Source organism: Haloglomus halophilum, assembly GCF_024298885.1.
Classification (GTDB): domain Archaea; phylum Halobacteriota; class Halobacteria; order Halobacteriales; family Haloarculaceae; genus Haloglomus; species Haloglomus halophilum.
Genome location: NZ_CP101166.1, coordinates 304,899 through 317,743, shown reverse-complemented (window position 1 = coordinate 317,743; position 12,845 = coordinate 304,899). Strand labels below are relative to the sequence as shown.

General features: G+C 69.6%; 11 protein-coding genes. 7 read left to right on the top strand and 4 right to left on the bottom strand.

Annotation, left to right across the window (positions count from 1 at the left end; translation table 11 throughout):
* Positions 1-82: 82 nt before the first annotated feature.
* Together NL114_RS01415 and truD are read left to right on the top strand one after the other, a co-directional pair.
* Entirely contained in the window at positions 83-1,351 is a 1,269-nt protein-coding gene (locus NL114_RS01415) for a hypothetical protein (RefSeq protein ID WP_254823022.1), read from the top strand.
* Between the two features lie 183 nt (positions 1,352-1,534).
* Entirely contained in the window at positions 1,535-2,926 is a 1,392-nt protein-coding gene (gene truD, locus NL114_RS01410) for a tRNA pseudouridine(13) synthase TruD (RefSeq protein WP_254823021.1), read from the top strand.
* A gap of 73 nt (positions 2,927-2,999) precedes the next feature.
* On the opposite strand, the gene NL114_RS01405 is transcribed toward truD, so the two are convergent.
* Positions 3,000-3,455 carry a type II toxin-antitoxin system VapC family toxin gene (locus NL114_RS01405; protein ID WP_254823020.1) on the bottom strand — a complete coding sequence of 152 codons (456 nt, stop codon included), beginning with the start codon at positions 3,453-3,455 and terminating at the stop codon, positions 3,000-3,002.
* Positions 3,452-3,802 carry a hypothetical protein gene (locus NL114_RS01400; RefSeq protein ID WP_254823019.1) on the bottom strand — a complete coding sequence of 117 codons (351 nt, stop codon included), beginning with the start codon at positions 3,800-3,802 and terminating at the stop codon, positions 3,452-3,454. The genes NL114_RS01405 and NL114_RS01400 overlap by 4 nt, the downstream gene beginning before the upstream one ends.
* A 198-nt stretch (positions 3,803-4,000) precedes the next feature.
* Between NL114_RS01400 and NL114_RS01395 the strand changes: the two genes are divergently transcribed.
* Positions 4,001-4,732: a DUF2103 domain-containing protein gene (locus tag NL114_RS01395; RefSeq protein WP_254823018.1), complete on the top strand. Its 732-nt coding sequence runs from the start codon at positions 4,001-4,003 to the stop codon at positions 4,730-4,732.
* Positions 4,733-4,856: 124 nt separating this feature from the next.
* Here the strand turns inward: NL114_RS01395 and NL114_RS01390 are convergent, their stop codons facing one another.
* A complete protein-coding gene (locus NL114_RS01390) occupies positions 4,857-6,722 on the bottom strand; it encodes a helix-turn-helix domain-containing protein (protein WP_254823017.1) in 1,866 nt (621 codons plus the stop codon).
* Between the two features lie 148 nt (positions 6,723-6,870).
* Between NL114_RS01390 and NL114_RS01385 the strand changes: the two genes are divergently transcribed.
* Positions 6,871-9,096, top strand: a complete 2,226-nt coding sequence (locus NL114_RS01385; protein WP_254823016.1) for an acetyl-CoA hydrolase/transferase C-terminal domain-containing protein — start codon at positions 6,871-6,873, stop codon at positions 9,094-9,096.
* A 207-nt stretch (positions 9,097-9,303) separates the two neighbouring features.
* Here NL114_RS01385 and NL114_RS01380 read toward each other — a convergent pair whose 3' ends face one another.
* Positions 9,304-10,086 (bottom strand): helix-turn-helix transcriptional regulator, encoded by a 783-nt coding sequence (locus NL114_RS01380; protein WP_254823015.1) that lies wholly within the window; start codon positions 10,084-10,086, stop codon positions 9,304-9,306.
* A gap of 230 nt (positions 10,087-10,316) precedes the next feature.
* Between NL114_RS01380 and NL114_RS01375 the strand changes: the two genes are divergently transcribed.
* From NL114_RS01375 to NL114_RS01365, 3 genes are all read left to right on the top strand, one after another.
* Positions 10,317-11,186, top strand: coding sequence for a hypothetical protein (locus NL114_RS01375; protein WP_254823014.1), 870 nt, complete (start codon positions 10,317-10,319; stop codon positions 11,184-11,186).
* 102 nt (positions 11,187-11,288) lie between these two features.
* Positions 11,289-11,717, top strand: a complete 429-nt coding sequence (locus NL114_RS01370; RefSeq protein WP_254823013.1) for a hypothetical protein — start codon at positions 11,289-11,291, stop codon at positions 11,715-11,717.
* Positions 11,718-11,719: 2 nt separating this feature from the next.
* Entirely contained in the window at positions 11,720-12,562 is an 843-nt protein-coding gene (locus NL114_RS01365) for a PAAR domain-containing protein (RefSeq protein WP_350355387.1), read from the top strand.
* Positions 12,563-12,845 lie beyond the last annotated feature (283 nt).

The following is a 12,845-nucleotide window of genomic DNA, read 5'->3' as shown; positions in this document are numbered from 1 at the left end:
GTTCCTCCGCCGCATTGAATAATCATTCAGCCATCCGACCGAAACGGGTCCATCGGCCCTCCAAGCCCGGACCTCGCTACCGATGAACGTACGAACCCTCCTTACCCTCGCGCTGGTCGCACTGCTCATCGCGCCAGCAGCGACGGCATACGCACCAGGGAACAGCACGCCCGCGCAGACACAGGGCGAACCGGCCGCTCTTGCCACGGATGGAGCACAGAACGGTGACGCCGCATCGGCGTCCCAGGAGCGCAACTACACCCGCCTCTACATCGAAGAGGGCTACCGCAGCAGCGAGGTCAAGCCCGGCGAGTCGACCACGTTCAACGTCACGGTCGGCAACAGCGAGGACGAGGCGGTCGAACTCGACCCGCACGTCGTCCTCCCACAGGTCAGGGGCCGCCCGCTCGCGAAGAGCTGGGTCAGCATCGAGAGCGCGGACACGACGCTCGCGGCCGGCGAGGAGCGCACGTTCACGGTGACCGTCTCGGTCCCGTCGGACGCCGAACTCGGCGAGTACCGCGCGCTGGTCGCGTTCACGAACGAGACCGTCACCTACCGCCCGGGGCAGCCGGCGCGGCCGGTCCACGCGGCGACCATCAACGTCGAGGTGTTCGAAGAGCCGACGGTCAGGATCAGTAGCGACCGGTACTACCGCACCCAGGTCCAGGCCGGCGACGACTACACCTACCAGATCGAGGTCTCGAACACCGGCGAGCAGGCGGTGCCGCTGAACCCGACGCTGGAGACCCAGGAGACCCGGCGTCGCTATCCCGGCTCCGAGCAGACCGTCGAGCGCTCGTGGTTCGAGATCGACGCACCCAGCGAGGTCGCGCCCGGTGAGACCGCGACCGTGAACGTGACCGTGAGCCCGCCCGAATCCGCGAGCGTCGGTGACTACAACGCCGAGATCGACCTCGGGTTGCAGGACCCGGCCCGCCCGGACCGGGGCGACTACTGGCAGCAGGTCGACCTGCACTTCCAGGTCTGGACACAGCCCGACGAGCCCTTCGAGACGACCTTCGGCGTCAGCGACGACACCGAGAGCGCGTCGGTGACGCTGTCGACGGGGAGCCCGGCCAACGACCGGTCGGCCAGCTTCGACGTGACCTTCGTCGCGCCGAACGGCACGACGGTCGAGGCCGAACGGGTCCGCGTCACGAACGACGGCCACGTCTCCCTCGGCGGTGAGGGCCCGCGCGGCGAGAGCCAGGGACCCTACACCAGCCACGGGAGTCAGAAGGAGTTCGTCTACCGCATCGACGACCCGGCCGAGGGGCAGTGGACCGCCCTGATCATGCCCCAGAACGCGGTGGACTTCCAGTACGAGATCACTCGCGACGAGAACTGAACGCCCCTTCCGGGGGTTTCGACTCCGTTTCTTCCCGACGTATCCAGTAGCGCCAGCCGGTCGCAGCGACGCCGACGGAGGTGTGGCAGCCGACCGGAAAGACCGAGGCCCGTCGCCGGCCACGTCCAGGTATGCGACGACCGAGACCGGACCGGAGCGACCAGCGCAGCGGGGCCGGAAACGATGCGTGAGGCCGCCCCCCGCGAGCGCGAGATGGGGATGGAGTGGTACGTCAGCGACGCCGACGGGACCGGTGGGGAGTTACGCTTCGCCGAGGAGGATTTCGTCGTCCGCGAGCGCGAGCGGTTCGACGTGGACCTGCACCCCGCCGACGCCGACACGGGCGCGTACCCGCATCTCGTGTTCCGCGCGACGCTGCGTGGCTGGGACACCAACGACTTCGCGAGCGCGCTCTCGCGGAAGCTGGGGATGAGCCGCGAGCGCGTCTCCTGGGCCGGCACGAAGGACAAGCGGGCGGTGACGACGCAGCTGTTCTCCGTGCGGTACGAGGAGCGCGACCTGCCCGAGCTGGGCGACGCCGATATCGAGGTCCTGGGTCGGGCGGGGCGGCCGGTCCTGTTCGGCGACCTCGCGGGCAACGCCTTCGAGATCCGCGTGCGGAGCGCTGACCACCCCGAGAACGCCGCTGCCATCACCGACGCGCTCCGGGCGTTCGTGGCCGGAGGCGATGCCGGCCCCGAGGACGTGTCCGCAGACGACCCCGCGGGCGTGCCGAACTACTTCGGCCACCAGCGGTTCGGCTCGTATCGCCCGGTCACGCACCGCTGTGGACTCGCGGTCGTCCGGCAGGACTGGGAGGACGCGGTGATGACCTACGTCACGCAGACGGCGCCCGAGGAGCCCGCTGACACGCGCGAGGCCCGCGAGTTCGTGGCCGAGACGCGCGACTGGAACGCGGCGCTGGACCGACTGCCCGGGAAGCTCCGCTACGAGCGCGCGATGCTCCACACGCTGGCCGAGCGCGTCGGCGAGGGCGAGCCGACCGACGAGGACTGGCGCGCCGCCCTGGAGTCGCTCCCGTCGAACCTGCAGACGATGCTCGTCAACGCCGCGCAGTCGTACGCGTTCAACCTGATGCTGTCGGAGCGACTGGAGCGCGGCCTCCCGTTCGCCGAGGCCGTCGCGGGCGACGTGGTCTGCTTCGCCGAGCGGGGCCCGGAGATTCCCGACGACCTCGCGCTCCCGGATGCCGACCGTCTCCAGCGCGTCGACGAGGGGCGGGTGGATACGGTCAACCGCCACTGCGCCCGCGGCCGGGCGTTCGTCACCGCGCCGCTCGTCGGGACCGAGACCGAGCTCGCGGACGGGGAGCAGGGCGACATCGAACGCGAGGTACTGGACGAACTGGACCTCTCGCCGTCCGACTTCGACCTGCCCGGGGCGTTCGAGTCGACGGGGACGCGGCGCGCGATGTTGCTGCGGACCGAGCTGGATGCCGAGCGCGTCGACGACGACCCCGAGTCGCTGTGGTTCCGGTTCGCGCTGCCGAAGGGGTCGTATGCGACGGTGGTGCTGCGGGAGTATCTGAAGGACGACCCGCTGGCGTTGACCTGATTTCGTCAGCACAGACCGGCTGTGTGGAGTCACTCACGGGCGTTCCCCGCTCGGTTACCGGCACTCGGTTCCGCTACCCACCCTCCGGATGCTCCCCGGTATCCACCGGGACGCGGGTCATGCCGAGGGTTCTGAAATCCTCCTCGAATGCGAAGATGTGCTCGATATCGTATTCGGCCGGGAGGACGGCGTTCATATGGTCGACGAATGATATCTGCTGGTCGTCGTACTGCTCGAACTGTCGGGCTGTGCGCTCGAACAGTGGCTCGGTGAGCGCCAGTACGTTCATGCTCGAGGACTCACAGATATTCCGGAGCGCCCGGACCGCATCCCGGTGGCTGCTCCCGTACAGCAACACTGTGGCCGTCTCCGAGAGGACGTGGCGGCTGGTGAACAGTGGCCCATAAGGATAGCTCCGGTCCCTGATTCCGTCGAGGACTGCGTTCGCGCGTTCGTGGTGGTCGTCGCTTTCGTCGTAGATCGCGACGAACGCGTTCGTATCCACGAACAGCGGTCGTGGCTCCGTCACGCTCCCTCCCCGTACAGCAGCTCATCCACCCGCCCGGAGAGGTTCTCCTCGCCCGAACTGAATGTGGGACGGTCGGTGAAAATCGGGTCTTCGGGATCCATTGGGGTCGGGTCCGCGGCGTCGAGTCGCCAGTAGACCACCCGACCAGCCGTCTTGCGGCGACCGAGCCGCCCCTGCTCGTACAGCTGGCCGAGCTTCCGCCGCGCAGTATCATCAGAGCAGCCTGTGGCCTCGACCACGTCGCCCGTCATCACGACGGGCCCTTCGACCTCGTCGAACACCGCGAGCACGTCCCCGAGGCCGACCTCCTCGGTGAACTGCCCCGAATCATCGCGATTCCGGCTCACGTGTCGGGATTCGCGTCAGGCAACAAAGACCTTGCTGCGTACCCAATATGGGTTAGACTCACGGAGGCGCAGCGACGTTGGGCACAGCGCGTCCGTCGCACAGGTTCTGTAGCGCGAACAGGATCGTCCAGCAGGCCCCTGCGAGATATCGACGATTCGAACCGCCCGGCTTATGCGCGCGGATGGCCTCCATCCGGTATGGAGTGTCGCCAGTGTGCCACGCCACTGGAGCGCCCTGGCGACTTCTGTCTCACCTGTCGGACGGAGAACGCGGACCGGGTGGTCGTCGCCTGCGAGCGCGACCGCGCCACCGTGACGGTCCTGCTGGACGAGGACGTGGTCGCCGAGCGCACGGTCACCACGCGCCCCGAGAGCGACGGGGAGCGCGAACCCATCGAGTTGCGCAACTTCGCGGGCCGCATCGCCGACGAGATCCACCGCAAGCGCCCCGAAGAGGTGTACGCGGCCGGCAACCGGGACGTGCTGGAGGCCGTTCGCGAGCAACTGCACTACCCCCTCCGGCGTGTCGAGCCCCGGGGCGACCAGTCGGTCGTCGATGCCGTCCGGGAGCGGGCGGGCGAGCGGTCCCTGGAGGTGGTGGAGACGCCGCCCGACGAGAAGCTCGGCGGCTCGCACACGACGCTGGTCGGCGGCCGCGACGGGATGACGGCGGTCCGGACCGTGGCCGCACACCCGCACGTGAAGAAGGTGATCCCCGGTCCCATATCGGCGGGCGGCTCCGGCTCGCGCTCGGGGCTCCGGGCGAAGGCGACCCGCGCCGACGAGAACGGCAACGTCCGACTGCTGATCCGGGATGGGTCGTCGGTACAGGAGAACCGCGTCGTGACGACGGCGGGGAGCCGCGAGATGGGCGAGCGGGTCCGGGACGACCTCGACGAGTCGCTGCAGGAGGCCGGGTTGCGGGAGTAGTCGGCCGCCGTGCCGCGCCAGCGAGCCCACGTCAGAGAGTACCCGGCCCTTCCACCGGGGGCCGCTGCGGGGACTCACAGACCTGCACGGAGGAGTACCGACGCCGAGATGCCGACCGTACGCCTCAGTCCGCCTGCGCTCCGGAGACGGTGTCGCCCCCGGCGTTCGGCTCGGCGCCGTCGGCCTCGAGTTTGCGTTCGGCCGCGTGGCGGCGACGTTCCGTCTCGGGGTCGAGTGCGGCGCGAGCCGCCTCGGAGAGCTTGTTCTCGACCGCCCGGCCGTTGCGTTCCCGGACGACGATATCGTCGTCCTCGAGTTTCTGGAGGTGATGCGTCACGGTGGCTGGCGAACGGTCGACCGCCTCGGCCAGGCCGCTGACCGACGCCGGCTCCAGGCGGACGAGCGCATCGAGGATATCCGCGGTACACTCGTCGGCCATGGCCGCCGCCAGTTCGAGGTCGTCCGTGCCGGCGGGGTAGAACCGCTCGCAGTTGCGGACCCGCGCGGTCGCGACCAGCCCCTCGCGCTCGAGCACCTTGACGTGGTGGCGGGCAGTCGAGAGGTTCACGTCCGCCCGGTCGCTGACCGCCGTGATGGGCTCGCCGGGCTGGTCGCTGATGGCCTCGTAGACGTGCCGCCGGGCATCGAGCTCCAGCGGGTCCGAGTCGTCGTACCGGGAGTACCGGAACAGCGATAGCATCCGGGCGAGCCGGCCGTCGCCGGTCGCGATCGCCGTCGAGGCGGCTCGTGCGGCCGCCGTCCCCGTCCCGGTCCCGCCGACCATCGAGGTCTGCCTGGCCGCGATTCCCGCCGCGCCGAGCAGTGCCGCCGTCGCCGCGCCGCCCGCTGCGGCGCCCTCGGGGGAAACCGGGAGCTCGCCGTCGAATCCGGACGGCACTGCACCAGCGGCCCTGTCGGTCGTGGCCGTGGACGTCTCGGTCCCGGACTGCTCCGTGGCCGGGGTGGCGGTGTCGAGCCGGCCCGTCCGCGCTCCCGTCGTGTCCGGCCGGTCTGCAGGGGCAGGACCGACGGGGTCCAGCTCGCCGTTCTCCCCGGCAACCGGTGTGGCCGTCACCACGCTGGCGTTCGATTGGTTCACTGCCCCCGCGTCGAAATCCGTGCTGTCGACGGACTCCAGATCGTATCCCAGGTCCCCGACGCCGCTGCTGCTCGCCGAGAGCCGGAGCCCGTCGTCGCCGCCGATACGGAGACCATCGGTGAGTCCCACGGTGATGCCCTCGTCACCGCCGACCCGAATCCCCTCGCCGACCTCCGCGGTGACGCCGTCGTCGCCACCGACACTCACGCCCTCGCCGACCTCCGCGTGGATGCCGCTCTCACCGCCGACACTCACTCCCTCACTCACCCCGACGGCGACACCGTCATCCCCACCGACGGCGATACCGTCGCGGCCCAGGGAGATACCCTCGCTCCCGCCGAGTGCGAGCGACCCGTTCCCGGTGCGGACCGGTGACTCGCCGACCGTCAGGCCGGAGTCCGCCTCGTACCCCTGCTCCAGAACCGTCACGCCGTCACGCCCCGCCGACAGCACGCTTCCGTTCGCGACACTCACGCCCTCGCCGACCTCGGCGTGGATGCCGCTCTCACCGCCCACACTCACACCTTCTCCGACCTCGGCGTGGACGCCGCTCTCACCGCCCACACTCACACCTTCTCCGACCTCCGCGTGGATGCCGCTCTCACCGCCCACACTCACGCCCTCGCCGACCTCTGCGTGGACGCCGCTCTCACCACCCACACTCACTCCGTCACCGGGTTCGAGGGCGATTCCCGAGTCGCCGCCGAGGCTCACGCCATCCGTCCCGAGGTTGATGCCCTTCGGCCCGCCGAGTTCCAGATTGGTCCCGTTCGTCGCGACGACGGTGTCGTCATCGTCGTCGGCTGCTGCGAGCGGGGCCCCCGACACGACCCCGACCAGCAGTGCGGTGACGAGGAGGAAGTGGACTGCGGGCCGGACGGTTCGGCTCATCGCTGCTGGTGATGTACTGAACGCTCATTCACTTGAAACCCCGGCTCACATCGGCTCTGGTAGCCGGCTGCCCACGCACCGTCACGAGGGACGGTCCGAGGAGGAAGTAGCCGTCATTGATACGTCCGGGTCGAGAACCCATCGAACCATGCCCCCAACGGAGTTCGACGACGTATCGGCGTGTGTCGACCGCATCGTCGACCGGCTCGGCCACGATATCACGGTCGCGACGCCGCTCGGGCTCGGGAAGCCGAACCACCTGCTCAACGAACTCGTCGAGCGGGCGCTTGCGGACCCCTCGCTCGACCTCACCATCTGGACGGCGCTGACGCTCTCGGAGCCCGGCTGGGAGTCCGACCTCGAACGCCGGCTGGTCGAACCGCTCGGCGAGCGGCTCTTCGACGGCTACCCCGCCATCAGGTACGACGAGCTGCTGCGTGAGGGCGACCTCCCGGAGAACATCGATGTTCACCAGTTCTACTTCCCGCCCGGTGACTTCCTGGGGAACCCCGACGCCCAGCAGCACCATCACAGTGTCAACTACACCCACGCCGCCCGGGCCGTCGCGACCGCGGACGTGAACCTGCTCGTCCAGCTCGTCGGGGTCGGCGAACGGGACGGCGAGCGGTGCTTCAACCTGGGGTCGAACCCCGACCTGAGCCACGAGGTGATCGAGATGCTCCGCGAGCAGCACGCGGCCGACGACGAGGCGATGGTCGTCGGGCAGGTCAACCGGAACATGCCGTTCATGTACGGGGAGGCGCCCATCGACCCGGCCGCGTTCGACGCGGTGCTCGACGATCCGGCGTACGACTTCCCGCTGGTCGGCCCACCGCACCTTCCCGTCTCGACGGCCGAGCACGCCATCGCACTCCGGGTCAGTGCCCTGGTCCGCGATGGCGGCACGCTCCAGATCGGCATCGGCTCGCTGGGCGACGCCATCGGCGCGGCCATCGAACTCCGCGACCAGCACAACGATGTCTACACCGACGCCATCGAGGCGCTGGGCGTCCCCGAGGACTGCCCGGACCTGCTGGCCGACTGGGGCGGGAGCGACCCGTTCGACGAGGGGCTGTACGCCGCCTCCGAGATGGTCGTCGAGACCTTCCTCCATCTCCACGAGGCGGGCATCCTCTCCCGGGAGGTCTACGACGATATCCACATCCAGCGGCTGGTCGACGAGGGTATCGTCGCGGACGGAATCGACCTGTCGGCACTCGACGCGCTGGTCGAGATGGGAGCCATCGACGAGGCGCTCGCTCCGGCGGACGTGGCCTACCTCCGGGAGTGGGGTGTCTTCCGGGACGCCGTCGAGTACGACGCGGGCGAGTTGCGGGTCGACGGCGAGACCTGCCCGGCCGACCTCTCCGACGAGGAGGCCCGGTCGGTCATCGCCAGCCACGCGCTCGGAGACGGACTGGCGAACGGGAGGGTGTGCCACGGCGGCTTCTTCCTCGGGTCCCAGGACCTCTACGAGCAGTTCCGGGAGATGGACGAGACCGAGCGCCGACGGTTCAGCATGCGGAGCGTGCAGTTCACGAACCAGCTCCGGCGGGGCGGAGACCTCGCTCGCCTGCAGCGCCGGGATGCGCGCTTCATCAACACGGGGATGAAGGCGACCGTGACGGGCGCCGTCGTCTCGGACGGGCTCGCCGACAACCGGGTCATCAGCGGCGTCGGCGGCCAGTTCGACTTCGTGAACATGGCCCAGGAACTCGACGACGGCCGGTCGGTCATCCTCGTCCGGGCCACCCGCGAGACGAGCGACGGGGGCGTCGAGTCGAACATCGTCTGGAACTACGGCCACATCACCATCCCGCGCCACCTCCGCGATATCGTGGTCACGGAGTACGGTGTCGCCGACCTCCGGGACCGCTCCGACGCCGCGGTCATCAAGGAGATGGTGAAGGTCGCGGATTCGCGCTTCCAGGCCGACCTCGTCGAGCAGGCGAAGGCCGCCGGGAAGTTGCCGGAGGACTGGTCCATCCCGCCCGCCTATCGCGACAACTACCCGGAGACCATCGAGTCCGCGCTGGAACCGTACGACGACCACCTGCCACGGTTCCCGCTCGGGACGGCGCTGACCGAGGAGGAGCAGGCCCTCGCTCGGGGACTCCAGACGCTCCAGCGGCAGGTGAGCGGGCTGCCGTCATCAGTCGGGGCGGTGCCGTCGGCGCTCAAGTCGCTGCCGTCCGCGCTCGGTTCGAGGTCGTCCGTGGCGGATGCGCTGGGGTCGGTCGGGAAGGGCCTGCTCGTTCCCGAGGCCGCGCGGCCGTATCTCGAACGGATGGAGCTCGACGAGCCAACCACTCGCCAGGAGCGGGTGTATCGCCACCTCGTCGCCTACGCGCTGGCGGAGGCCGACGCGATCTGACCGGCCCGCAGAAACGTGGGACCGCGACGTGGTGAGTGCCTGGAGGGCCACCCGAACGGGCACGTGCCGGCAGCATTACTCTGTATTCCCGTTCCGAGCGGCTGCCTCGCTCCGTGCGAATTACGACTACCCCTGGTCGAACGTCGCACGGGGGTGGGCGCGGGCACGCCGTGCCGCCGGCGCGTCGCTCGCCCAGCCACCGAGGCCTCAGGATTCGACGCTCGCGAGCGTAATCGGCTCGGCCTCGGCGCTCGCCCGCCGGTATCTCTCGGTGGCCCACTCGACGGCGGCGTCGGTGTCGTTCACCATGATGCCCCGGATGCCCCCGCCGCCGTAGATAACCACGCCGGCGTGGGCCTCGTCGGCAACCCACAGCCCGTAGGGGTGTGGGAGAGGCGTCCGGTAGAACTCGATTCGGTCCGTCTCGAGTGCCCGGGTCATCTCCGCCGCGTACACGTCGAACAACTGGTCGAAAACGGCCGGCTCGAAGACGAGTTCGACCTCCATCGACTGGTCGGCAGTCACCTCTTCGTGAACCGACGGGACATGACCGGCCAGCGCCTGGGGGACGAGCCCGTGGAGTTCGTCGGCGGCGCGGACCTGCTCGACGAAGGTCGTCACGGCCCGGTCCGGCAGAATATTGCCAGGCTCGTGAACCGTACAGCCATCGAGCATCGCCCGGCCGATGTCGATATCCGGGACGGCCCCGAGTACCGAGGCCGCGTCGGCGACGCCACTGACCCGTTCGGTGTAGTCCGCGTGGATCGCCTGCGCCGTTCGGCCGACGGACGTCGGTCGCCAGCGGCCGTCGTCGTAGCTGACGAGGCCGGCCTCGGCGAGTTCGCGCATCACGTCGTCGAGCGTCGACCGGGGTATCTCGAGTCGCTCGACGAGGTCGCGCTTGTCGTCGACCCCATCGACGACCGCCCGCAGCACGGCCCGGCGTCTGAGTAGCAGCCGCTGGAACTCGTCGTCCGGCGTGCCGGTCATACCCGTCTCTCCGGGGCGGGCCGGCATAGTGGTGGGTGATATCCGGCCCACACCGTCCCGCGGCCTACCTCCTCGCTTCCCCTGTCCGCGGGTGAGGCGTGGCGGCTTCTCACCGGCGCCGGTTCCGCGCCGGGATTTATGTCACTGGGCGAGTGAACGTGTCCCACACCGCGCCCGGCCACGTGCGTCGTGGCCGGGGACCGCTGGCCAGTACCTTGCCCGAACACGATATGTGTCCGAACCCCCGCGAATCGACCGACGTAGCGCCGACGGATGGTGAGCCCCCGGCTTCCGAGCCGCCACCTGCCGAGGCGGACGCAGAGCCGACCAGTTCACGCGCCACCGACGCGGGGTCCGCTGGTATCGCTGGCACGGCTGTAGCCGACCGGCGCCGGTTCCTGCAGGCGCTCTCGGCCTCTGCAGTCTCGACCTCGGTCGCCGGGTGCGGACAACTCGAACTGGGCGGGGGGGCACCGCTCGACGATCTGTCCCCGGGCGACAGAACCGACTACCCCGGCGCCTTCCGCTTCGGCGACGCGTACCGGATGCGGGTGACCCGACCGGGCGACGGAGCGCCGCTCACGGTCGCGCGGTTCGACGGCGACGACCGCTACCTCCGGCTCCCGGAGAACGGCGCCGAGCCGGCCGTCGAGTCCTACATCGTCGACGGGGACGGGTACGTGGTCGTCGACGGGGACTGCACCAGATATCCGGACGTGGATTCCGGGACGGAAGCCCTGGCCTCGGTCGCCGAGCAGCCCGATGGTGACACTGAACCGCCCGAACTGCAGGTGACGGAGACCACGTCGCTCGACGGCCGGGAGATGCTCGTCCTCACCGTTCCCGCGGCCGACGTTGCGGCAGAGACTCCCTCCGGACCCGCCGACGGCCCCGGCTCGGGGCAGAACCGGACGCGGACCCGCGACGGGAACGAGGACGAGGCAAGCATGGGAACACACGGCCAGATGACGTACTACGTGGACGCCGAGACGCGGTACCCGCGCCGACTGGAGACGGGGGCGACCGTCGTCGACTACCGATCGTGGGGGGATGTCGAGCCCATCACCGTCCCGGACCTGGACTGTACCACCGTCGAGTGAGCGCCTCTCGGCAGCGACCTGGGGGTTGTCCCGGAGTGACGTGGCCGGCGCCTCCCGTACGGCACCATGAGTTTCTTGATACCACCTACCAAACAGCCACGCATGTCAGTAGATGGGGGGAGCCCCGAAGATATCGGGTGGCAGATCGATATCGACGACGAGGCCGAGGAGTTACGGCTGGAGCATCCGGCGTCGGGGTCCGTGTACCGGCTCGACGCCGAGGGCGGACTGCGGGTCCCCGGTGAGGGCCCCGAAGACATCGAGGGCGCGGGCGAGGCGCTACAGGACCTACAGTCGACGCTTGCATCGGCGCTCGAGGCGGAACAGCAGCGCAGCGACGCCAGCGCCGCATCGGAGTCGGCGCAGTCGTCGTGCCGAGTCGAGTGCAACCAGCAGGGGGAAGTCGTCATCGAGAGTCCGACGAGGATATCGCTGGACGCGCCGAACATCGACATCTCGGCGGACGCCCAGCTCACGACCACCTCGGCGGGAATCCTCACCCTGCAGGGCTCGCTCGTCAAGATCAACTGACCATGCCACCGGGAGTCAGAGTCGGCGACATGACCGCTCACGGGACACCGCTGAACGGCGTCGGAAGTCCGAACGTGCTCATCGGTGGCCTCCCGGCGTGGCGGGCCGGTGCCGATGTCCACAGCTGTCCGCTGTCGACCGGCCCGGTCCCCCACGTCGGTGGCTCGGTCGTGACCGGCAGTACCACGGTCCTGATAAACGGCTATCCCGCGGTGCGTGTCGGCGACACCATCGCGGAGAACGGCCCCCCGAACACCATCGTCTCCGGAGCGCCGACGGTCCTCATCGACAGCGGGGTGTCGGCGACCACGAGCGACGAGTCGGCCTCCGGGAGCGGGGAGTCGTCGTCGGATTCGGCCGACGCCACCCCCGACGGTGAGGCGTCGTCGGTCGCCCCGCCCGACCTGCCGCCCACGGGGGCCATGGCTCCGGTCGAGCCGGTGTGGGTGCTGGAGCTGTACGAGCGACTCGCCTCGTACATCGAGCGATACAACGGCGCCGTCGGCGGGGCCGACCTCGGCGCCGCGCAGGAGCAACTGGCGAGCGAGCAGGTGAACCTGCGCGTGACCGCCGCGGAGGGGGTGGCGGAGTTCTCGTTCGTGACCGACGGACAGACCCGGATCGGGTCGTTCCAGCGGGGCCCCCGCGACGACGCGACCATCCGCATGGAGACCGACCGCGAGACCGTCGAGCGCATCGAGGCCGCCGACCGCCCCGCCCGGGCGTTCCGGGACGCGCTGGTCGATGACGACATCTCCATCCGGGGTGTCGGGACGGTCAACCGGGTCAAATGGGCGATCGCCGAGTTCGCCGAGGAGGTCGCCGATCTGTTCGGACTCGTGTAAACTACCCTACCCGCTCACGGCTTCGTCGTTCGCCTCGTTGAGGTGGGACGTTCGCGTGGGCCCCCGTTCTGGTCGCCGTCGACGGCAGGCTCGTACTCGGCATTCACGTGTTTTTAGCGAGGTCGCCGCTTCGACGAATCCGCCGAGTGAGGCGGCGTTCGACTTCGGATGTGCAGTATCGGTGGAGGCCGCGGTGAGATGAATTGGCCCGTCCACATGGAGACGACGCCACGGCAGCCCCCGGAGGGACTGTAGACTCCCGACCGACGCCGCTCCGGAGAAC

What these genes read in the sequence shown, in the direction of transcription:
- NL114_RS01415 (WP_254823022.1), top strand. Translation starts at nt 83, where the DNA reads ATGAACGTACGAACCCTCCTTACCCTCGCGCTGGTCGCACTGCTCATC.
- truD (WP_254823021.1), top strand. Translation starts at nt 1,535, where the DNA reads ATGCGTGAGGCCGCCCCCCGCGAGCGCGAGATGGGGATGGAGTGGTAC.
- NL114_RS01395 (WP_254823018.1), top strand. Translation starts at nt 4,001, where the DNA reads ATGGAGTGTCGCCAGTGTGCCACGCCACTGGAGCGCCCTGGCGACTTC.
- NL114_RS01390 (WP_254823017.1), bottom strand. Translation starts at nt 6,722, where the DNA reads ATGAGCCGAACCGTCCGGCCCGCAGTCCACTTCCTCCTCGTCACCGCA.
- NL114_RS01385 (WP_254823016.1), top strand. Translation starts at nt 6,871, where the DNA reads ATGCCCCCAACGGAGTTCGACGACGTATCGGCGTGTGTCGACCGCATC.
- NL114_RS01380 (WP_254823015.1), bottom strand. Translation starts at nt 10,086, where the DNA reads ATGACCGGCACGCCGGACGACGAGTTCCAGCGGCTGCTACTCAGACGC.
- NL114_RS01375 (WP_254823014.1), top strand. Translation starts at nt 10,317, where the DNA reads ATGTGTCCGAACCCCCGCGAATCGACCGACGTAGCGCCGACGGATGGT.
- NL114_RS01370 (WP_254823013.1), top strand. Translation starts at nt 11,289, where the DNA reads ATGTCAGTAGATGGGGGGAGCCCCGAAGATATCGGGTGGCAGATCGAT.
- NL114_RS01365 (WP_350355387.1), top strand. Translation starts at nt 11,720, where the DNA reads ATGCCACCGGGAGTCAGAGTCGGCGACATGACCGCTCACGGGACACCG.